Origin of the sequence: Pseudomonas koreensis, assembly GCF_036668835.1 — a bacterium.
Taxonomy (GTDB): Bacteria; Pseudomonadota; Gammaproteobacteria; order Pseudomonadales; family Pseudomonadaceae; genus Aquipseudomonas; species Aquipseudomonas koreensis_I.
The window spans coordinates 71,511-90,916 of record NZ_JAZEVW010000008.1; the positions used below are offsets into that span (position 1 = coordinate 71,511).

22 protein-coding genes are annotated in these 19,406 nt (G+C 59.2%); 13 read left to right on the top strand and 9 right to left on the bottom strand.

The window, feature by feature from the left end; genetic code table 11:
• Positions 1–150: 150 nt before the first annotated feature.
• A complete protein-coding gene (locus V6F91_RS21070) occupies positions 151–609 on the top strand; it encodes a PAS domain-containing protein (RefSeq protein ID WP_332767828.1) in 459 nt (152 codons plus the stop codon).
• A gap of 72 nt (positions 610–681) precedes the next feature.
• Positions 682–1,287 (top strand): hypothetical protein, encoded by a 606-nt coding sequence (locus V6F91_RS21075; RefSeq protein WP_332767830.1) that lies wholly within the window; start codon positions 682–684, stop codon positions 1,285–1,287.
• Here the strand turns inward: V6F91_RS21075 and V6F91_RS21080 are convergent, their stop codons facing one another.
• The gene (locus V6F91_RS21080; protein WP_332767832.1) at positions 1,288–2,247 is read right to left on the bottom strand and encodes a MerR family transcriptional regulator; all 960 of its coding nucleotides are present in this window, start codon (positions 2,245–2,247) and stop codon (positions 1,288–1,290) included.
• 213 nt (positions 2,248–2,460) lie between these two features.
• Between V6F91_RS21080 and V6F91_RS21085 the strand changes: the two genes are divergently transcribed.
• The 6 genes from V6F91_RS21085 to V6F91_RS21110 all read left to right on the top strand — a co-directional run bounded on the left by V6F91_RS21085 (position 2,461) and on the right by V6F91_RS21110 (position 5,600).
• Positions 2,461–3,030 carry an antibiotic biosynthesis monooxygenase gene (locus V6F91_RS21085; protein WP_332767834.1) on the top strand — a complete coding sequence of 190 codons (570 nt, stop codon included), beginning with the start codon at positions 2,461–2,463 and terminating at the stop codon, positions 3,028–3,030.
• Positions 3,031–3,202: 172 nt separating this feature from the next.
• On the top strand, positions 3,203–3,913 hold the full coding sequence (gene folM / locus V6F91_RS21090; RefSeq protein ID WP_332767836.1) for a dihydromonapterin reductase: 711 nt from the start codon (positions 3,203–3,205) through the stop codon (positions 3,911–3,913).
• A gap of 20 nt (positions 3,914–3,933) precedes the next feature.
• On the top strand, positions 3,934–4,494 hold the full coding sequence (folE, locus tag V6F91_RS21095) for a GTP cyclohydrolase I FolE (RefSeq protein ID WP_203420781.1): 561 nt from the start codon (positions 3,934–3,936) through the stop codon (positions 4,492–4,494).
• Positions 4,495–4,866 (top strand): dihydroneopterin triphosphate 2'-epimerase, encoded by a 372-nt coding sequence (gene folX / locus V6F91_RS21100; protein WP_090281808.1) that lies wholly within the window; start codon positions 4,495–4,497, stop codon positions 4,864–4,866. It abuts the gene before it with no gap.
• Between the two features lie 106 nt (positions 4,867–4,972).
• Positions 4,973–5,269: a DUF1244 domain-containing protein gene (locus V6F91_RS21105; RefSeq protein WP_332767841.1), complete on the top strand. Its 297-nt coding sequence runs from the start codon at positions 4,973–4,975 to the stop codon at positions 5,267–5,269.
• Positions 5,262–5,600 carry a HopJ type III effector protein gene (locus tag V6F91_RS21110; protein WP_332767843.1) on the top strand — a complete coding sequence of 113 codons (339 nt, stop codon included), beginning with the start codon at positions 5,262–5,264 and terminating at the stop codon, positions 5,598–5,600. Before V6F91_RS21105 ends, V6F91_RS21110 begins: the two co-directional genes overlap by 8 nt.
• 167 nt (positions 5,601–5,767) lie before the next feature.
• Here V6F91_RS21110 and trxB read toward each other — a convergent pair whose 3' ends face one another.
• Complete coding sequence (trxB, locus tag V6F91_RS21115; protein WP_016771656.1) at positions 5,768–6,730, bottom strand: thioredoxin-disulfide reductase; 963 nt, start codon at positions 6,728–6,730, stop codon at positions 5,768–5,770.
• Positions 6,731–7,040: 310 nt separating this feature from the next.
• Between trxB and cysZ the strand changes: the two genes are divergently transcribed.
• Together cysZ and V6F91_RS21125 are read left to right on the top strand one after the other, a co-directional pair.
• Positions 7,041–7,793 carry a sulfate transporter CysZ gene (cysZ, locus tag V6F91_RS21120; RefSeq protein ID WP_332767845.1) on the top strand — a complete coding sequence of 251 codons (753 nt, stop codon included), beginning with the start codon at positions 7,041–7,043 and terminating at the stop codon, positions 7,791–7,793.
• Between the two features lie 41 nt (positions 7,794–7,834).
• Positions 7,835–9,034: a glycosyltransferase family 1 protein gene (locus V6F91_RS21125; RefSeq protein WP_332767847.1), complete on the top strand. Its 1,200-nt coding sequence runs from the start codon at positions 7,835–7,837 to the stop codon at positions 9,032–9,034.
• Positions 9,035–9,170: 136 nt separating this feature from the next.
• Here V6F91_RS21125 and V6F91_RS21130 read toward each other — a convergent pair whose 3' ends face one another.
• From V6F91_RS21130 to V6F91_RS21140, 3 genes are all read right to left on the bottom strand, one after another.
• Positions 9,171–10,274: an NADH:flavin oxidoreductase gene (locus V6F91_RS21130; RefSeq protein ID WP_332767849.1), complete on the bottom strand. Its 1,104-nt coding sequence runs from the start codon at positions 10,272–10,274 to the stop codon at positions 9,171–9,173.
• A 154-nt stretch (positions 10,275–10,428) separates the two neighbouring features.
• A complete protein-coding gene (locus tag V6F91_RS21135; protein WP_332767851.1) occupies positions 10,429–10,911 on the bottom strand; it encodes a glutathione peroxidase in 483 nt (160 codons plus the stop codon).
• 122 nt (positions 10,912–11,033) lie between these two features.
• A complete protein-coding gene (locus tag V6F91_RS21140; RefSeq protein WP_090281801.1) occupies positions 11,034–11,519 on the bottom strand; it encodes an FKBP-type peptidyl-prolyl cis-trans isomerase in 486 nt (161 codons plus the stop codon).
• On the opposite strand from V6F91_RS21140, the gene V6F91_RS21145 reads away from it, so the two are divergent.
• From V6F91_RS21145 to V6F91_RS21155, 3 genes are read left to right on the top strand one after another with little or no spacing between them, the layout of a single operon-like run.
• Entirely contained in the window at positions 11,488–11,814 is a 327-nt protein-coding gene (locus tag V6F91_RS21145) for a DUF3565 domain-containing protein (protein ID WP_332767855.1), read from the top strand. The genes V6F91_RS21140 and V6F91_RS21145 overlap by 32 nt on opposite strands.
• A 51-nt stretch (positions 11,815–11,865) precedes the next feature.
• Positions 11,866–13,965: a phosphate acetyltransferase gene (pta, locus tag V6F91_RS21150; protein WP_332767857.1), complete on the top strand. Its 2,100-nt coding sequence runs from the start codon at positions 11,866–11,868 to the stop codon at positions 13,963–13,965.
• Complete coding sequence (locus tag V6F91_RS21155) at positions 13,966–14,871, top strand: acyltransferase (RefSeq protein ID WP_332767859.1); 906 nt, start codon at positions 13,966–13,968, stop codon at positions 14,869–14,871.
• A 217-nt stretch (positions 14,872–15,088) separates the two neighbouring features.
• Here the strand turns inward: V6F91_RS21155 and cysN are convergent, their stop codons facing one another.
• The 4 genes from cysN to V6F91_RS21175 form a co-directional block, all read right to left on the bottom strand.
• Positions 15,089–16,987 carry a sulfate adenylyltransferase subunit CysN gene (gene cysN / locus V6F91_RS21160; protein WP_332767862.1) on the bottom strand — a complete coding sequence of 633 codons (1,899 nt, stop codon included), beginning with the start codon at positions 16,985–16,987 and terminating at the stop codon, positions 15,089–15,091.
• A gap of 53 nt (positions 16,988–17,040) precedes the next feature.
• Positions 17,041–17,382 (bottom strand): four helix bundle protein, encoded by a 342-nt coding sequence (locus V6F91_RS21165; RefSeq protein WP_332767864.1) that lies wholly within the window; start codon positions 17,380–17,382, stop codon positions 17,041–17,043.
• A 57-nt stretch (positions 17,383–17,439) separates the two neighbouring features.
• A complete protein-coding gene (gene cysD, locus V6F91_RS21170; protein ID WP_007912374.1) occupies positions 17,440–18,357 on the bottom strand; it encodes a sulfate adenylyltransferase subunit CysD in 918 nt (305 codons plus the stop codon).
• 250 nt (positions 18,358–18,607) lie between these two features.
• Complete coding sequence (locus V6F91_RS21175; RefSeq protein WP_332767866.1) at positions 18,608–19,366, bottom strand: Nif3-like dinuclear metal center hexameric protein; 759 nt, start codon at positions 19,364–19,366, stop codon at positions 18,608–18,610.
• Between the last annotated feature and the right edge of the window lie 40 nt (positions 19,367–19,406).

Below are 19,406 nucleotides of genomic sequence, written 5' to 3' on the forward strand. Positions count from 1 at the left end.
CTGATCCTGAAAAACTGAAATGAGATCGGCGATAGTAACAGTCCGTCGTGCAACGCTGCGATTGAATCTCAATTGGCGATAATGGCCGGTGGACAGCCGCCAAGGTTCTTCTAGAATGCCAAACGCCAACTACTTAAAGGGAATTCAGGGATGATCAATGCCAGTCTGCTGCAAATGGTGATCAATGCTTCGAACGATGGAATCGTCGTGGCAGAGAAGGAAGGTGAGCAGGACAACATACTCATATACGTCAATCCGGCATTCGAACGTCTGACCGGCTACACCAGCGAAGAGATTCTCTATCAGGACTGCCGTTTTCTCCAGGCCGGTGATCGCGACCAGGAGAGTCTGAGCCTGATTCGCAACGTACTGCGGGACGGTGGCTCGTGTCGGGAGATCCTGCGTAACTATCGCAAGGATGGCACGCCGTTCTGGAACGAACTGTCGCTATCGACAGTGAAGAATGCCGACGATGGCCAGACCTACTTTGTCGGGGTGCAGAAAGACGTGACCGTCCAGGTCAGGGCTCAGCAGCGAGTCGCGCAACTGGAAACCCAGGTCGCTGACTTGCAGGCGGAACTGAATGCTTTGAAAGCGACCAACGGTTAAAACAAAACCGCGAACCGATGGTCATTAACTACAATCACCAATGACTTTGTAATTATATCTTTCGAGTTAGCCATGCAGCGCGACGCCCTTCTCACTCAGGATGAGCTGGATTTCATCCAGAAGATGCAGCACAACCCGCAACTGAACGTGCGGGATGCGACGTCGAGTCTGCTGGTTAACGGTGGTTCGCAGATCCGCGATCTGCTCACGCGGCTGGCCGCCCACGAGCAAGTGACCATTCAGGCCAACTTCGAAAATCAGCAGATGACTTTCCCGTTGCATCTGGTGGAAGACGAATTTCACGCGCTGCATCTGCGCCTCGGCGTCCCGAGCATTTACGAAGACGGCCCATCGGTAAGGCCATGGCGACTGGTATTGGAAGAGCCGGTAGCCCTGGAAAACGCCAAAGGACAGCCTGGGATGCTGTGGGTGCACGAGGTGTCGCATAAAGGCGTATTGCTGGAAGTGCGCAACAAGACCAAACCACCCAAGCATTTTGCGCTGTGGTTCAGCCCTTCGGGATACGAGCGGATTTCACTGCGCGGGCATTTCGAACGGGAAACCGAAAACGGTTTTTATGCCTACGAACTGAGCCAGACCGACACCGACGAAACCGAACGTCTGCGCCAGTTCATTCTGCAGCAACATCGCCTGACTCACCCTGCCCTGCATACCTGATCAGGTATCCAGATTTCCCGCTAGAAATTGCATCATGCGTTGACGCATGTTCGTGCCTTCATTACCCAGACAGGCAACCGAAGATCCGGCCAGACTGTCCTGCGCCAGATCCGCGGCATCCCCCGCCAGCATCAATTGACAATCAAGGCTCATCGCCAAGCGGTTCAACCGCCGAGGCAAGTCGGCAGCGGGCGCGTGACTGGAAAACAACACCAGCGCATCGGGTTTGACCTTCTCGCAGACCAGCGTCAGCTCATCGAATGGCTGACCGGTAGTCAGCACCCGAACGCCGGAGTTATTGCCGCTGAGAAACAGCGCCGCCACCAGCAACTCCAGCTCACGGCATTGCCCGGCCAGCGCACTGACAATCACCCGTCGCGGTTGCGCGCCGCGCAGCATGACAATCCGTTGCAACACCCGCGCGCGCAGGAATCCGTCGTAGAACAGCCACTCGCTGGTTTGCCCGAACGCGTCCTGACGCTGCAGCATATGCCGCCACAGCGGCATCAGAATGTCCTGGAAAGCCACCGCCAATGCATAAGAAGAGAAGATCTGCCCATAGACCCGATCCAGTTGCTGGTCATCGAATGCACTGACCGCCTGCTGGACCTGTTCCTGCCATTGCCGGTAATCAGCCTGTACCAGATCGTCAGGAATGATGTGCGCCAGGGCTTTCAGCGGTTCGGTCTTGGCGAGGATCTTGCCGACCTTGCTGACCGCAACGCCGCGATCGATCCAGTCGACGATGCTGCGTACACGCTCGATTTCGCTCATCGAATAGAGCCGATGCCCGCTTTCGGTGCGTGTCGGCTGGATCAAGCCATAGCGCCGTTCCCACGCGCGCAAGGTCACCGGATTCACTCCGGTAAGCCGGGCGACTTCACGAATGGGAAACAGCTCAGAGCGTTCGAGCGCTTCCGATACCTGCGAAGCAGGGTTTGCGTCCGTGATCACAGGCATAAAGAACTCAACTTCCATGTCAGAAATTTGGATCCCATTCTAACGCTTATCCGTCGATAGCGTTCAAGTAGGCAAATGCGACGAATGCCGCTGGTTTAATCAGGAAAAACCGGAATAATCCTTGCTTGGTGAAAAAACGCAGCCCTCTACCCCGGCGCTGCGTCAGGCGAAACTCCTACCCGGAGCGAAGCGATTGAAATATGGAGATACAAAATGTCTACTTCCCCCGTCACGCTGATGGTCGCCCGTCGCGTCGCCGACGGCCGCTATCAGGACTTGATGACCTGGCTGCGCGAAGGCGAACAACTGGCCACGGACTTTTCCGGTTATCTGGGTTCCGGCGTGCTCGCTCCGCCGCCCGGCGATAACGAATTCCAGATCATCTTCCGCTTTGTCGATGAGCAAACCCTGCACGCCTGGGAACATTCGGCATCGCGCACCGCGTGGCTGAGCCGTGGCAGCGACCTGTTCGCCCACCCAAAAGAACATCGGGTCAGCGGTATCGAAGGCTGGTTCGGCGCCACCGGACAGCGTCCGCCACGCTGGAAGCAGGCGGTGGCGATCTGGCTGGCGTTTTTCCCGGTGTCACTGATCTTCAACTTTTTGCTTGGCCCACTGCTGGGCGAGATGAGCTTGCTACCGCGCGTGCTGATCAGCACCGCGTGCCTGACACCGCTGATGGTCTACCTGTTTATTCCGCTGTCGACGCGGTTGCTGGCGAACTGGTTGAACAGCACACCAGCGCGGCGGTTGCCTAGTGAATCGGCCGTGCAGAATCGTTGATCCCCGGTGGAAGCGAGCCTGCTCGCGAAGGCAATGTATCAGCCACCGACAATGTTGACTGGCGCACCGCATTCGCGAGCAGGCTCGCTCCCACAGGTCGGGCCACCGCAGTAATAGGTGTGCGGCTGCGCTCGCTGTTATAGTTTTTGCTTTCCCGCGATGCGAGCCGTTCATGTCTGATTCCGCCGCCCCGATTCTCATCACTGGCGCCGCGCAACGCGTCGGTCTGCATTGCGCGCAGCGTTTACTCGAAGACGGTCATCGGGTCATCTTCACTTACCGCACTGAACGCCTCGGCGTACAAACCCTGCGCGACCTGGGCGCCATCGGCCTGTTTGCGGATTTCGCCACTGAGGCCGGGATTCTCGCGTTCATCAGCGAACTGAAAAGCCACACCGACTGCCTGCGCGCGATCGTGCATAACGCCTCTGAATGGCTCGCCGAAACGCCTGGCAAAGAGGCCGAAGCCTTCGCACGCATGGTCAATCTGCACATGCTCGCGCCGTATCTGATCAATCTGCACTGTGCCGATCTGCTGCAACGCTCGACGCCCGCCGACATTGTCCACATCAGCGACGATGTCACGCGCAAGGGCAGCAGCAAGCACATTGGCTATTGCGCGAGCAAAGCCGGGCTCGACAGCCTGACCCTGTCTTTCGCGGCGCGCTATGCGCCGGCCATCAAAGTCAACGGCATTGCCCCCGCCCTGCTATTGTTCAATCCCGACGACAACGCGGCGTACCGTGCCAAGGCGCTGGCCAAATCGGCGCTGGGCATCGAGCCCGGCAGCGAAGTGATCTATCAGAGCCTGCGCTATCTGCTCGACAACCCCTATGTCACCGGTACGACCCTGACCGTCAACGGCGGACGGCACCTTAAATAAGCCGCCTCGCGAGGATCTCCATGACCCGCTCACTGCCTGAGAATTACCGTGAAATCCTGCTTGGCCTCGGTGAAAACCCCGACCGCGAAGGCTTGCTCGACACCCCGGTGCGCGCAGCCAAGGCCATGCAATACCTGTGTCACGGTTATGCGCAAAGTGTTGAGGAAATCGTCAATGGCGCGCTGTTTGCGTCCGACACTGATGAAATGATCATCGTCGCCGACATCGAGTTGTATTCGTTGTGCGAACATCACCTGCTGCCCTTCATCGGCAAGGCCCATGTGGCTTATATTCCGACGGGCAAGGTGCTGGGTTTGTCGAAGGTCGCGCGCTTGGTGGACATGTTCGCCCGGCGCCTGCAGATTCAGGAAAACCTCACCCGGCAGATTGCCGACGCGGTGCAACAGGTCACCGGTGCCGCTGGCGTTGCCGTGGTCATTGAGGCCAGACACATGTGCATGATGATGCGCGGTGTCGAGAAACAGAATTCGACCATGAACACCTCGGTCATGCTCGGCGCGTTCCGCGAGTCGAACACCACCCGCCAGGAGTTTCTGCAATTGATTGGACGGAGCAAGTAAATGCCACAACTTCAACCGGGAATGGCGCGCATCCGGGTCAAGGATCTGCGCTTGCGCACCTTTATCGGGATCAACGAGGACGAAATCCTCAACAAGCAGGATGTGTTGATCAACCTGACCATCCTGTATGCCGCGCAGGAAGCAGTGCGTGACAACGACATCGATCACGCGCTGAATTACCGCACCATCACCAAGGCGATCATCGCCCATGTCGAAGGCAACCGCTTTGCCCTGCTCGAACGCCTGACCCAGGAATTGCTCGATCTGGTGATGACCAATGAATCGGTGCTGTACGCCGAAGTCGAAGTCGACAAGCCGCATGCGCTGCGCTTTGCCGAATCCGTATCGATAACGCTCGCGGCAAGCCGCTGAGCTTCAAGCTTCAAGCTTCGAGCTTCAAGCGGTAAGCTAAAGGCCAACCCCGATCCAATCTTGCAGCTAGAAGCTTGCCGCTCAAAGCTGTCTCGCAGAGACCCCCATGACTGATCAACAACGCCTCGAACTCGAAGCCGCCGCTTTTCGTCGGCTGGTCGCCCATCTGGACAGCCGCAAGGATGTGCAGAACATCGATCTGATGAACCTCGCCGGGTTCTGCCGCAACTGCCTGTCCAAGTGGTACAAGGCCGAAGCCGACGCGCGCCAGATCGAGGTCAGCCTCGACGATGCCCGTGAAGTGGTTTACGGCATGCCCTACGCCGAGTGGAAAGCCCAATACCAGCAAGAAGCCAGCGCCGAGCAACAAGCCGCATTCGCCAAAGGAAAGACCCATGACTGATCTGAACACCCTGCGCGCCAGCCTCAACAGCGGCGAACATGCCTTCGCCGACACCCTGGCTTTCATTGCTGACGGTTACGACTATCAGCCGCAGGCGTTCAACAACGGTGGCGTGGAAAACGCCGCCGGGCAGAACGAAGGTTCCTGCAAGACCCTGGGTCTGGCGTTGCTGGAAGGCCTGAGTGATGACGAAGCGCTGCAGGCGTTTGGCGAGCACTACCGCTCGGTGCTGGCGACGCCTGAGGGCAGCGACCACGGCAATATCCGTGCGCTGATCAAACACGGCCTGGCCGGCGTCAAATTCACCGCCCAGCCACTGACTCGCCGCTGATTCCTGTAGGAGTGAGCCTGCTCGCGATAGCGGTGTATCAGTCGACTCCTGTATTGACTGGTACACCGCTTTCGCGAGCAGGCTCGCTCCCACATTGGATGTGTGGCGGCTGTTAATAACGGGCACAAAAAAACCGGCCGAAGCCGGTTTTTTTTATGTCTGCGAGCTTAGAACGTAGCGTTCTGCAGACCGTCCAGGTAACGCTCGGTGTCCAGCGCCGCCATGCAGCCGGCGCCGGCCGAGGTGATTGCCTGACGATAAACGTGGTCAGCCACGTCGCCGGCAGCAAAGATGCCTTCGACGCTGGTCGCGGTCGCATTGCCTTCACGGCCGCCCTGCACCACCAGATAACCGTCTTTCAACGTCAACTGGCCTTCGAACAACGAAGTGTTCGGGGTGTGGCCGATCGCGATGAACACGCCGTCGACTTTGATCTCGTCGAAGCTGCCGTCGTTGTTGCGCAGACGCGCACCGGTCACGCCCATGTTGTCGCCCAGCACCTCGTCGAGGTTGGCGTTGAGCTTGAGGATGATCTTGCCTTCGGCCACACGGGCGTTGAGCTTGTCGATCAGGATCTTCTCGGCGCGGAAGGTTTCGCGACGGTGGATCAGGGTCACGGTGCTGGCGATGTTGGCCAGGTACAGCGCTTCCTCAACCGCAGTGTTGCCGCCGCCAACCACGGCGACCGGCTTGTTGCGGTAGAAGAAACCGTCGCAGGTCGCACAGGCGGACACGCCTTTGCCCATGAACGCTTCTTCCGAAGGCAGGCCCAGGTAACGGGCGCTGGCGCCGGTGGCGATGATCAGTGCGTCGCAGGTGTAGACCGCGCTGTCGCCGGTCAGGGTGTACGGCTTGGCAGCGAAATCAACGGCATTGATGTGATCGAAGACGATCTCGGTTTCAAAGCGCTCGGCGTGCTCACGCATGCGCTCCATCAGTACCGGGCCAGTCAGACCATGGACATCGCCCGGCCAGTTATCGACTTCGGTAGTGGTGGTCAGTTGACCGCCGGCCTGCATGCCGGTGATCAGCAGTGGCTTGAGGTTGGCACGGGCCGCGTAGACCGCAGCGCTGTAACCGGCAGGGCCGGAACCGAGAATAATCACTCGCGAATGACGGACTTCAGACATGACCTGCTCCTGTTGACCGGGCCGAAACACTGGCGCGGATCGCCGGACTGCCGGCGGGAATAAAAAAGGACCGTGGGCACCTTGGGGAAGGCTTGAACTCGACAGTCCTGTAAAAAGTTGGGTGAAGCGTATCGAGGGGGGCAAGATTAAGGAAATACGGTTTAACAATCCAGCTCATAGGTGGTCTCTATGCCGAAGCGCTGATGTGATGGACGTCTTTGTTACAGTGAATGTCGATCGCTTTACCGCGCTTTCCCAGTCATGGCAAAGCCGGTAAGGTCGGCGCGTTTTCCCTTGCTCGGAGCACCTTATGCCCGCCCCTGTTCTGTCCGGCCCGCAATACCTGCGCGAAGGCCTCAAACTGGTCCTCAGCCCCAGCCTGCGCCTGTTTGTGCTGCTGCCACTGGCGATCAACCTGGTGCTGTTCGTCGGATTGATCTATCTGGCTGGCCATCAGTTCAGCCTGTGGGTCGACACGCTGATGCCCGCGTTGCCCGAGTGGCTGAGTTTTCTCAGCTACATTCTCTGGCCGTTGTTTGTGGTACTCGTGGCGCTGATGGTGTTTTTCACGTTCACCATGCTGGCCAACGTCATCGCCGCGCCCTTCAACGGCTTTCTCGCTGAAAAAGTCGAAGTGGTGGTACGCGGCACCGACGACTTCCCGGCTTTCAGCTGGGGCGAACTGATCGCAATGATCCCGCGCACTTTCGCCCGGGAAATGCGCAAGCTCGGCTATTTCCTGCCGCGGGCGATCGGCCTGTTCATCCTGTCGTTCATTCCAGTGGTCAACATCGTCGCCGCACCGCTATGGCTGCTGTTCGGCGTGTGGATGATGGCGATCCAGTACATCGACTACCCGGCGGACAACCACAAACTGGGCTGGAACGAAATGCTCGCCTGGCTGCGAGAAAAGCGCTGGCAGAGCATGAGCTTTGGCGGGGTCGTCTATCTGGTGCTGCTGATCCCGGTGGTCAACATCCTGATGATGCCGGCCGCCGTGGCTGGGGCGACGCTGTTCTGGGTGCGCGAGCGTGGCGCCGAGAACCTGGTGATGCAACGCTGACCCCCGTCACAAATCCATCATCCGAACGTCACAACGTCGACATGGCCTCAGCCGACACTGAGGTCATGACGACAGCGCTCAACATCACCCTGATCAGCGAAACCTTCCCACCGGAAATCAACGGCGTGGCCAATACCCTTGGCCGTTTGTGCGAGGGCTTGCGTGCCCGCGGGCATCAGGTCGAGCTGGTGCGACCACGGCAGGCCAGTGATGCGCAGCGCAGTGAAGATGAAGCGTTGCTGTTGTGCCGCGGCTGGCCGTTGCCAGGCTATCCGGGGTTGCAATGGGGTCAGTCGTCGATGCACAAGCTGCTGCGCCGCTGGAAGCGCCAGCGGCCAGACGTGTTGTACATCGCCACGGAAGGTCCGCTGGGTTTGTCGGCGCTGCGAGCGGCACGGCGATTGGGCATCGCGGTGGTCAGCGGCTTTCACACCAATTTTCAGCAATACACCAGCCAGTACGGCCTCGGCCTGCTGACGCGGATGCTCACGCATTATCTGCGCTGGTTTCACAACCGCTCGGCGCTGACTCTGGTGCCCAGTGTCAGCCAGCGCCTGGAACTTGAACGGCGGCATTTCGAGCGTTTGGCATTGCTGTCGCGGGGCGTGGACAGCCAACTGTATCATCCCAGCAAACGCCAGAACGCGCTACGTGAGCAATGGGGTCTATCCGAGCGCGATATTGCCGTGATCTATGTAGGACGACTCGCGCCGGAGAAAAACCTTGGTCTGCTCAAGCGCTGCTTCGAGCAATTGCGGGCCAGTTATCCACAGCGCAATCTGAAACTGATCATCGTCGGCGACGGACCGCAACGTGCAGCGCTGGAGAAGGACTTGCCCGAAGCGATTTTCTGCGGGGCACAGCGCGGTGAAGCGCTGGCCGCGCACTATGCGTCAGGCGATGTATTTCTGTTTCCCAGCCTGACCGAAACCTTCGGCAATGTCGTGCTCGAAGCACTGGCCTCGGGACTGGGCGTGGTGGCCTACGATCAGGCAGCGGCGGCGCAGCACATTCGCCATGGTTACAACGGCGTGTCGGCGATGCCCGGCGATGAGCAGGCGTTTTGCGAGGCGGCGATGTGGTTGCTGGAAGAAGATGAACGGTTGCGCTGTGTGCGGCTGAATGCCCGGCAGCATGCCAGTCGCCAAGGCTGGGCGGCAATCATCGAACAGTTCGAGGGGCATTTGCGCGGGGCTTGTGTGGGGGAGCAAGTGGTGCCTGGGGCTCAGACACTACCTTAGATGTCCATCGAAGCAGCTACCGCTTTCGCGAGCAGGCTCGCTCCCACAGGGGATCTCCATTGAACACAGATATTGTGAACACCGGAAAAACCTGTGGGAGCGAGCCTGCTCGCGAAGGGGCCAGTGAAGACGCCGCTTAAACCAGCGTCATCAACGCCTCGCGGCTGAACGGCAAAATATCCTGCTCACGCCCTTCGCGGACTTTCTGCGCCCAGTCCGGGTCGACCAGCAGCGCACGGCCTACCGCCACCAGATCGAATTCCTCTTTGTTCAGGCGCTCCAGCAGGTTTTCCAGACTGGCCGGTTGCGCGATCTTGTCGGTGTTGACCATGAACTGCAAAAACTCCCCATCCAGACCGACACTGCCCACGGTGATGGTCGGTTTGCCGGTGAGCTTGCGCGTCCAGCCGGCCAAATTCAGGTCGGAGCCGTCGAATTCCGGCTCCCAGAAACGCCGCGTCGAACAGTGGAAAATATCCACACCGGCGTCAGACAACGGCTTGAGGAACTCAGCCAGCGCCTCCGGTGTTTGTACCAGGCGTGCGGTGTAATCCTGCTGCTTCCACTGCGAAAAACGGAAGATGATCGGGAAGCCTTCGCCGACTGCGGCGCGCACCGCTTGAATCAGTTCGATGGCGAAACGCGAACGGTTGGCCAGGCTACCGCCGTACTCGTCCGTACGCTGGTTGCTACCCTCCCAGAAAAACTGGTCGATGAGGTAACCGTGAGCGCCGTGGATCTCGACGCCGTCCATGCCGATGCTTTGTGCATCTTTGGCAGCCTGGGCGAACGCAGCGACCACATCCTGAATGTCTTTTTTGGCCATGCCGTGCACCACGACCTGACCGTCCTTGAGTTTTTCCGACGGGCCATAACCCGGCACGCTGGCGTCCGGCTCGGTGCCGATGCGGCGCACGCTGCCCACATGCCAAAGTTGCGGAACGATCTTGCCGCCTTCGGCGTGGACCGCATCGACGACTTTTTTCCAGCCGGCCAATGGCGCTTCACCGAAGAACTGCGGCACGTTGGGATAACCGTTGGAGGCGATGTGGCCGACCGTGGTGCCCTCGGTGATGATCAGGCCAACCCCGGCTGCCGCACGACGGCGGTAGTACTCGATGACTTTGGAGTTCGGTACGCCGCCGGGGGAGAACGAGCGGGTCATCGGCGCCATGACCACACGGGTCGGCAGTTCGAGGGCACCGAGGTGAAACGGTTTGAACAAGGCTTGAACGGGCATCGAAAGGCTCCACGAAAATGATCGACAGGTCATGAATTCATATGACGGCGATAATATGCGGCTACAGCCTAATGCGATACCACTATTGATCTGAATGATTAAAGGTCAAAAGCCAGGCAAAAAAATCGCAGCCGGTTGGCTGCGATATTCAGAATCAGCTCAGCGCTTTCTCGATCGCGGCAATCACCGTCGGATCATCCGGTGCCGTACGTGGCGAGAACCGCGACAGTACGCGGCCATCCTTGCCGAGCAGGAACTTCTCGAAATTCCAGGTGATGTCGCCAGGAAATTCAGCGCCCTCGCCCGCCAGCAGACGGTACAGCTGATGACGCTCGTGGCCGTTGACTTCGAGTTTGCTCGACAACGGAAACGTCACGCCATAGTTGAGGCTGCAGAAATCCTGAATCTCTTTTTCCGAGCCCGGTTCCTGTCCGGCAAACTGATTGCACGGCAGGCCCAGCACACTGAAGCCTTTGCCTTTGTATTGCTGATAAAGGTTTTCCAGCGCCGCGTACTGAGGGGTCAAGCCGCATTTGGAGGCGACGTTGACCACCAGCACGACTTGGCCCTTGAACGGCGCCAGCGGTAGTTCCTGACCATCCAGGGCTGTCAACTTAAGGTCGTGAAAAGCACTCATGACGAACTCCAGGATTCTCTGTTCTTCTCGAAACAGCCACTTGGCGTGGCCACCAAGGACAGCCGCGGACTAAAAAGGCGCCCGCAGGCGCCTCTCCAGTACTCGAAGCTTAGCGCAGAAAATCAGTGGTGATGGCCACCTTCGCCATGGACGTGGCCATGAGCGATTTCTTCCTGGCTGGCATCACGGATGTCGACAATCTTCACCTGGAAGTTCAGACGCTGACCGGCCAACGGGTGGTTGCCGTCTACGGTCACGTCGTCGCCGTCCAGATCACGGATGGTCACGATCTGCATCTGGCCGTCCGGCGCCGAGGCGTGGAACTGCATGCCGACTTCCAGCTCGTCGACGCCTTCGAACATGCTGCGGCTCAGGGTACTGACCAGCTCGGCAGCGTATTCGCCGTAAGCGTCTTCCGGCTCGACGGCTACTTTCAGCTCGTCGCCGACAGCCTTGCCTTCCAGAGCTTTTTCCAGGCCCGGGATGATGTTGCCCGCACCTTGCAGGTAAACCAGCGGAGCGCCGCCGGCGGAGCTGTCGATGACCTCACCAGCGTCGTTGGTCAGGGTATAGTCGATGGAGACAGCCTTATTGGCGGCGATCAGCATGGGGCGAGACCTTTTGCATAAGAATAAAGAAAGGCCAAGTTTAGCGAAGCAATCGCGTGAAAGCGACCACAACCCGGACAAACGGGTTTCAACGATCACAGGCTTTCATCAGGATGACGAGGGTCATTGGGTCGCCGAGCTTTCCTGCGGCCACACTCAGCACCTGCGCCACCAGCCGCCGTGGCAATCGCGGGCGTGGGTGCTCGATCCGGCGCAACGTATTGAAAAAACAGGTCAACCTTTTGCCTGTGGCTGGTGCGCACAAGGCTCGGTTAGCGATAACCTTGGCGACTGAATTTCGTTAGTCGGCCAGCCATAGGCCGACACCCTTGCATAGAGAATTCCGATGCAAACTTTTTTTATCGCCCCCACCGATTTTGGCGTGGGCCTGACCTCCATCAGCCTCGGGCTGGTGCGTACGCTTGAACGCGCCGGGCTTAAAGTCGGCTTTTTCAAGCCGATCGCCCAGCCGCACCCCGGCGACACCGGCCCGGAGCGCTCCACCGAGCTGGTGGCGCGCACCCATGGCCTGAAACCGCCGCAACCGTTGGGCCTGGCGCACGTTGAGCGGATGCTCGGTGACGGTCAGCTCGACGAACTGCTCGAAGAAATCATTACCCTGTACCAGCAGGCGGCGGTCGGCAAAGACGTGCTGGTCGTTGAGGGCATGGTGCCGACCCGCAGCGCCAGTTATGCCGCGCGGGTCAATCTGCACCTGGCCAAGAGTCTCGATGCCGAGGTGATTCTGGTCTCGGCGCCGGAAAACGAAGTGCTGGCCGAACTGTCCGGCCGTGTCGAGTTGCAGGCACAGTTGTTCGGTGGCCCGAAAGACCCGAAAGTCCTCGGCGTGATCCTCAACAAGGTCAAGACCGACGAGAGCATGGAGGCCTTTGCCACTCGTCTCAAAGAGCACTCGCCGTTGCTGCGCAGCGGCGATTTCCGCTTGCTCGGCTGCATCCCGTTTCAACCGGAACTCAACGCACCGCGTACCCGCGACGTCGCCGACCTGATGGGCGCGCAAGTGCTCAATGCCGGTGACTACGAGACCCGGCGCATGAGCAACATCATTATTTGCGCGCGGACCATGCGCAACACCGTCGAGCTGCTCAAGCCCGGCGTGCTGGTGGTGACGCCGGGCGATCGCGACGACATCATCCTCGCCGTCAGCCTCGCGGCGATCAACGGCGTGCCGCTGGCCGGGCTGCTGCTGACCAGCGATACCCTGCCCGATCCGCGCATCATGGATTTGTGCCGTGGCGCGTTGCAGGCCGGTCTGCCGGTGTTGTCGGTGAGCACCGGCTCCTACGACACCGCCAACCTGCTCAATGGCCTGAACAAGGAAATCCCGATCGATGACCGCGAGCGCGCCGAGATCATCACCGATTTCGTCGCCAGCCATCTCGACGCCAACTGGCTGCACCAGCGGTGCGGCACGCCGCGTGAGATGCGTCTGTCGCCAGCAGTGTTCCGCTATCAATTGATTCAACGCGCGCAAGCGGCCAATAAACGCATCGTGCTGCCGGAAGGCAGCGAGCCGTTCACCGTGCAAGCGGCGGCGATCTGCCAGGAACGCGGGATTGCCCGTTGCGTGTTGCTGGCCAAACCCGCAGATGTCGAAGCGGTAGCGCGCGCACAAGGCATCGTCTTGCCTGCCGGGCTGGAGATACTGGATCCGGACCTGATTCGCGAGCGCTACGTCGAGCCGATGGTGGCCCTGCGCAAGACCAAGAGCCTCAACGCGCCGATGGCCGAGCAGCAACTGGAAGACACCGTGGTGATCGGCACCATGATGCTTGCTCTGGACGAGGTCGACGGGTTGGTATCCGGCGTGATAAACACCACCGCCAACACCATCCGCCCGGCGCTGCAACTGATCAAGACTGCGCCGGGTTGCACCTTGGTCTCGTCGGTATTTTTCATGCTGTTTCCGGAAGAGGTGCTGGTGTACGGCGACTGCGTGATGAACCCGCACCCAAGCGCCAGCGAACTGGCCGAGATCGCCCTGCAGAGCGCTGACTCGGCTGCGGCGTTCGGCATCACGCCGCGCGTGGCGATGATCAGCTATTCAAGCGGCGAATCGGCCAGTGGCGAAGAAGTCGAGAAAGTCCGCGAAGCCACCCTCCTCGCTCACGAGCAACAGCACTCGCTGCTGATCGACGGCCCGCTGCAATATGACGCCGCGGCCAACGCCGAAGTGGCCCGACAACTGGCGCCGAACAGTCAGGTCGCCGGGCGCGCCACGGTGTTTGTGTTCCCCGACCTGAACACCGGCAACACCACGCACAAAGCGGTGCAACGCAGCGCCGATTGCGTCAGCCTCGGGCCGATGCTGCAAGGCCTGCGCAAACCGGTGAACGATCTGCCGCGCGGCGCGCAAGTCGATGACATCGTCTACACCATCGCGCTCACCGCGATTCAAGCCGCCAACCGACCTATGGATGTGTAAATGCTGGACTTTCTCCCTGCACCGCTGCGCGGCGTGATCGCCTCGCTGCTGTTGGCGCTCAATACGATTTTGCTGTGCTCGTTCCTGTTCTGCGTGGCGCTGGTCAAGGCGTTGCCGTTTGCCTTGACCCAACGCATCGCCGGCTGGCTGATGAGCCACACTCACGAGGCATGGACCAGCAACAACAAGGGCTGGATGAACCTGGTCCGGCGCACCCGCTGGCACATCAGCGGCCTGCAAGGTCTGGACTATCAGCACTCATACCTGATCACCAGCAACCACCAGAGCTGGGTCGATATTCTGGTGCTGCAATACGTGCTCAACCGCCGGATTCAGCCGCTGAAGTTCTTCCTCAAACAGGAACTGATCTGGGTGCCAGTGATTGGTCTGGCATGGTGGGCGTTGGGCTTTCCGTTCATGAAGCGTTACTCCAAAGCCTACCTGGCCAAACACCCGGAAAAGAAAGGCAAAGATCTGGAAACCACGCGCAAGACCTGTGCGAAGTTTCGGAATAACCCGGTGGGCATTTTCAACTTTGTCGAAGGCACGCGGTTCACCGAAGGCAAGCATGCGCAACAGCAGTCACCGTTCAAATACCTGCTCAAGCCGAAGGCTGGCGGGATCGCCTTTGTGCTCGATGCGATGGGCGAGCAGCTGGAATCGATCGTCAACGTGACCATCCACTACCCGGCCGGGCGCCCGGGGTTCTGGGACTTGCTCAGTGGCAATGTGCGCGATGTGGTGGTGCACTTTGAAGAACTGAAAATTCCACCGGCCTTCATCGGCAAGAACTACGACCAGGACGGCGAGTACCGTTTGCAGTTTCAGGGCTGGATCAATCAGCTGTGGCTGGACAAGGATGCGCTGCTGGAGCAACTGCACCGCGAACACCCGCCCAAACACTGAGCCCCCTGTGGGAGCGAGCCTGCTCGCGAAGGCGTCAGGTCATCAACATTGATGCAAGCTGATCCACTGTCTTCGCGAGCAGGCTCGCTCCCACAATTGATCGTTCCCACGCGGAGCGTGGGAACGATCACCAAGAACAAAAAAGCCCGCCGATGATCACTCACCGGGGGGCTTTTTCTTGCAGCTTGAAACTAAAAGCTTGCCGCTGTTTTTTTGCTTAGATCGCGCCACGCTTACGCAGCAGCTCCAGCACTTGCTTGACGCTGTCTTCCAGGCTCAGCGACTGCGTATCGATCACCAGATCAGCATTCAACGGCACGTCGTACGGGAAGGATTCGCCCGGGATGTTGTCGCCGCCTGCAGCGTACAGACCTTGCGGATCACGCTCAGCGCAAACAGTTGGCGAAGCCTGCACATAGACCGTCAGCAAACGCTCCTTGCCGATCAACTCCTTGGCCTGCTCGCGACCTTCGGCACTCGGCGCAACGAACGCGGCCAGGGTGAGCAAACCCGCTTCGTTGAACTGACGCGCCACATGCGCGGCACGCCGCCAGTTCTCGGTACGCCCGGCGCGGTCCTGTGGCAGACCTTTATTAAGGTCATGTCGCAGGTTCTGCCCATCCAGCACGAATACCGCGCGGCCCATGTCGAACAGCTTGCGCTCGACCGCATACGCCAGGGTGCTCTTGCCCGCGCCCGACAGGCCGCTGAACAACACCGTGGCCGGTTGCTGGCCAAAACGCTGGGCACGTTCTTCAGTAGCCACGTGGGCCAGTTTGCCGTGGTGCGTGGCGGTGCCGTGCGCGACCGGTTGGGCGACGATCATGCCGGCGCCGACGGTGCCGTTGGTCAATCGGTCAATGACGATGAACGCGCCGGTGGTGCGGTTGCTGTCGTAACCGTCGAGGGCGATCGGCGCGTCGAGCGCAATCTTCACCTTGCCGATTTCGTTGAGCTGCAACGCGCTCGCCGGGCCTTCTTCCAGAGTGTTCACGTCGACCTTGTTGACGATGCTGGCAATCGAGCCCGGCACGTAACTGGTGGCGCGTTTGATGTCGTATTTCTTGCCCGGCAGCATCGGCTCTTCCGCCATCCACACCAGCATCGCTTCGAAGCTGTCGGTGACCGGCGGCACGTTGTCGGCATGCACCAACAGGTCGCCACGGGAGATGTCGATCTCGTCTTCCATGGTCAGCGTCACCGCTTGACCGGGACCTGCGTGCTCCAGCTCACCTTCGAAGGTGACGATGGATTTGACCCGGCTGCTCTTGCCCGATGGCAGCACCACGACTTCGTCGCCCTTGTGCAAAATGCCGCTGGCCAGCGTGCCGGCAAAACCACGGAAGTTCAGGTTCGGACGATTGACGTACTGCACCGGGAAACGCAGATCGCTGAAATTGCGATCGCCTGCCACTTCCACGGTCTCGAGGATTTCCATCAGCGACTGGCCGGTGTACCAGGGCGAGCGCTCGGACTTGTTCACCACGTTGTCGCCCTTGAGAGCGGACATCGGCACAAAGTGCATGCTGGTCGGCTTCATCTTCAAGCCTTCGGCAAACTTCAGGTAGTCAGCCTTGATCGACTCGAACACACCTTCGTCGAAGCCTTTCAGGTCCATCTTGTTGATGGCGACGACGATATGCTTGATGCCCAGCAGGGAAGCGATGAAGCTGTGGCGACGGGTCTGGGTCTGCACGCCGTAACGCGCGTCGACCAGAATGATCGCCAGGTCACAGGTGGAGGCACCAGTGGCCATGTTGCGGGTGTACTGCTCATGGCCGGGGGTGTCGGCGATGATGAATTTGCGTTTGGCGGTGGAGAAATAGCGATACGCGACATCAATGGTGATGCCCTGCTCACGCTCGGCCTGCAAACCGTCGACCAGCAGCGCCAGGTCGATGTCATCACCGGTAGTGCCGACTTTCTTCGAGTCGCGGGTGATCGCTTCGAGGTGATCTTCGTAGATCATCTTCGAGTCGTGCAGCAGGCGCCCGATCAGGGTGCTCTTGCCGTCATCGACGTTACCGCAGGTCAAAAAGCGCAGCAGTTCTTTACGTTCGTGCTGGCCCAGGTAGGCGAGGATGTCCTCGCTGATCAAATCAGATGCGTGGCTCATTGCATTCAAGCTCCAAGCTGTAAGCTTCAAGCGGCAAGCTTGTCGGCGTACAGCTAGTCAGAAATTTTGTTGATCAACCCGCTGAGCATTTTCGAAAGCTCGCGAGATTCTGAAATCCAAAGTGCCGCCAACGGTTCTCTGATGTAACCAATTTCACTGCCTATGATTATCTGGGTGCGCAGCTCCCCGCAGGAAGCTTTGGCTATATACAGAAATCGACACTTATCCTTTGCAGTGAAACGTTCCATCCCCTCGGCAATATTGCTGGGAATCGAAAGTCCGGAACGGGTGATCTGACTCCTGAAAGCCATATCACCGCATGCAGACATTTCCTTATAAAGGCTAACCGCCAACGACTTGGCTCTTTGCCAAACCACCAGTTTCTCGAAATCCATTTCGATAACCCGCTTTTGATTCGCTTGCAGCTTGCCGCTTGAAGCTTGCAACTGCCCTTAGAAATAACCTTGACGTTTTTTGTCTTCCATCGAGCCTGCGCCATCGTGGTCGATGACCCGGCCCTGGCGCTCGGAAGTTCGCGTCAGGAGCATTTCCTGAATGATGTCCGTGAGGCTTTCGGCCTCGGACTCCACCGCGCCCGTCAACGGGTAGCAGCCAAGGGTGCGGAACCGCACTTTCTTTTTGACGATGCGCGCCTTGTCCTCATCGGACAGGTGCTCGAGGATGCGCTCGTCGTCGATCATGATCAGCGTGCCGTTCTTCTCGATTACTTCGCGCTCGGCGGCGAAGTACAGCGGCACAATCGGGATGCCTTCGAGGTAGATGTACTGCCAGATGTCCAGTTCGGTCCAGTTCGACAATGGGAACACTCGAATGGATTCGCCCTTGTTGACCTTGCCGTTGTAGACGTTCCAGAGTTCCGGGCGCTGGTTTTTCGGGTCCCAGCGGTGCTTGCTGTCGCGGAACGAGTAGACGCGCTCTTTGGCGCGGGACTTCTCTTCATCGCGACGGGCACCGCCGAACGCTGCGTCGAAACCATGCTTGTCGAGTGCCTGTTTCAAGCCTTCGGTTTTCATGATGTCGGTGTGCTTGGCGCTGCCGTGAGTGAACGGGTTGATGTTCTGCGCCACGCCATCGGGGTTGATATGGGTGATGAGGTCCAGGCCCAGTTCTTCGACCATCTTGTCGCGGAACTTGTACATCTCCTGGAATTTCCAGCGGGTGTCGACGTGCATCACCGGAAACGGCAGTTTGCCCGGGAAGAACGCCTTGCGTGCCAGGTGCAGCATCACGGCGGAGTCTTTACCGATGGAGTACAGCATCACCGGGTTGTCGAACTCGGCGGCCACCTCGCGGATGATGTGGATGCTTTCCGCCTCCAGCTGTTTCAGATGCGTCAGTTTGTCGACCATGGCTACTCACGAAAGCTTTCTTATGAACGGCCAGCGGGCCGTGTTCGAGCGGGGAATCCTAGCACAGCGACCTCTTCTAATCAGGACGCCTACTAGAACGAAAGGGCATATGAATATGCCTGCCAGTTCGGCCGATGAGAACCAATGTGGGAGCGAGCTTGCTCGCGAAAGCGGTCTGGCATTCAACAATGATGTTGACTGATATGGCCTCTTCGCGAGCAAGCTCGCTCCCACATGGATAGCGGTGGATTCAGATCGGGTTGGGGCAATCGATGAAGATGTGTTCGAGGGCAAAACGTTTCGCCAGATAATCGCCCAGCGCCTGCACACCGTAGCGTTCGGTGGCGTGGTGGCCGGCGGCAATGAAGCTGATATCGTTTTCCCGCGCACTGTGAAAAGTCTGCTCGGAGGCCTCACCGCTGATGAACAGATCGACGCCAGCGGCAACGCCTTGATCGATATAACCCTGGCCACCACCGGTGCACCAGCCGACCCGGCGAATCATCCCGCTGCCTTCGATCAACAACGGCTCACGCCCCATCACCTCTTGAACCTTGCGGGCGAAATCCCGCGCCGTCATCGGCTCATTCAGCGAACCGACCAGACCGACGACTTTCGGATTACTCGGGTCCAGCGGCCCCTCGACGGTGATATCGAGCTGACGCGCCAACTGAACGTTATTGCCGACATCCGGGTGCAGATCCAGCGGCAAGTGGTAGGCGAGCAAACTAATGTCGTGCTTGAGCAGTGTCTTTAATCGACGCTGTTTCATGCCGGTAACGCATGGGTTTTCGCCCTTCCAGAAATAACCATGATGCACCAGGATCAGATCCGCCTCGGCCTCGACGGCGGCATCGAGCAACGCCTGGCTGGCGGTGACGCCGCTGACGATGCGCATCACTTGCGGGCGGCCTTCGACCTGCAAACCGTTAGGGCAATAATCAGCGATTTTGGCACTGGCCAGGTAACGGTCGGCTTCTTCGACGAGGGTGCTGAGGGCAACGGCCATGAAAGACTCCTAAATATCCCGTTCAGAGGCACGCGCGGCC

Bases quoted from the DNA above. Each gene is read 5' to 3' on its own strand.
- V6F91_RS21070 (WP_332767828.1), top strand. From the start codon at position 151: ATGATCAATGCCAGTCTGCTGCAAATGGTGATCAATGCTTCGAACGAT.
- V6F91_RS21075 (WP_332767830.1), top strand. From the start codon at position 682: ATGCAGCGCGACGCCCTTCTCACTCAGGATGAGCTGGATTTCATCCAG.
- V6F91_RS21080 (WP_332767832.1), bottom strand. From the start codon at position 2,247: ATGCCTGTGATCACGGACGCAAACCCTGCTTCGCAGGTATCGGAAGCG.
- V6F91_RS21085 (WP_332767834.1), top strand. From the start codon at position 2,461: ATGTCTACTTCCCCCGTCACGCTGATGGTCGCCCGTCGCGTCGCCGAC.
- folM (WP_332767836.1), top strand. From the start codon at position 3,203: ATGTCTGATTCCGCCGCCCCGATTCTCATCACTGGCGCCGCGCAACGC.
- folE (WP_203420781.1), top strand. From the start codon at position 3,934: ATGACCCGCTCACTGCCTGAGAATTACCGTGAAATCCTGCTTGGCCTC.
- folX (WP_090281808.1), top strand. From the start codon at position 4,495: ATGCCACAACTTCAACCGGGAATGGCGCGCATCCGGGTCAAGGATCTG.
- V6F91_RS21105 (WP_332767841.1), top strand. From the start codon at position 4,973: ATGACTGATCAACAACGCCTCGAACTCGAAGCCGCCGCTTTTCGTCGG.
- V6F91_RS21110 (WP_332767843.1), top strand. From the start codon at position 5,262: ATGACTGATCTGAACACCCTGCGCGCCAGCCTCAACAGCGGCGAACAT.
- trxB (WP_016771656.1), bottom strand. From the start codon at position 6,730: ATGTCTGAAGTCCGTCATTCGCGAGTGATTATTCTCGGTTCCGGCCCT.
- cysZ (WP_332767845.1), top strand. From the start codon at position 7,041: ATGCCCGCCCCTGTTCTGTCCGGCCCGCAATACCTGCGCGAAGGCCTC.
- V6F91_RS21125 (WP_332767847.1), top strand. From the start codon at position 7,835: ATGGCCTCAGCCGACACTGAGGTCATGACGACAGCGCTCAACATCACC.
- V6F91_RS21130 (WP_332767849.1), bottom strand. From the start codon at position 10,274: ATGCCCGTTCAAGCCTTGTTCAAACCGTTTCACCTCGGTGCCCTCGAA.
- V6F91_RS21135 (WP_332767851.1), bottom strand. From the start codon at position 10,911: ATGAGTGCTTTTCACGACCTTAAGTTGACAGCCCTGGATGGTCAGGAA.
- V6F91_RS21145 (WP_332767855.1), top strand. From the start codon at position 11,488: ATGGAGACAGCCTTATTGGCGGCGATCAGCATGGGGCGAGACCTTTTG.
- V6F91_RS21140 (WP_090281801.1), bottom strand. From the start codon at position 11,519: ATGCTGATCGCCGCCAATAAGGCTGTCTCCATCGACTATACCCTGACC.
- pta (WP_332767857.1), top strand. From the start codon at position 11,866: ATGCAAACTTTTTTTATCGCCCCCACCGATTTTGGCGTGGGCCTGACC.
- V6F91_RS21155 (WP_332767859.1), top strand. From the start codon at position 13,966: ATGCTGGACTTTCTCCCTGCACCGCTGCGCGGCGTGATCGCCTCGCTG.
- cysN (WP_332767862.1), bottom strand. From the start codon at position 16,987: ATGAGCCACGCATCTGATTTGATCAGCGAGGACATCCTCGCCTACCTG.
- V6F91_RS21165 (WP_332767864.1), bottom strand. From the start codon at position 17,382: ATGGATTTCGAGAAACTGGTGGTTTGGCAAAGAGCCAAGTCGTTGGCG.
- cysD (WP_007912374.1), bottom strand. From the start codon at position 18,357: ATGGTCGACAAACTGACGCATCTGAAACAGCTGGAGGCGGAAAGCATC.
- V6F91_RS21175 (WP_332767866.1), bottom strand. From the start codon at position 19,366: ATGGCCGTTGCCCTCAGCACCCTCGTCGAAGAAGCCGACCGTTACCTG.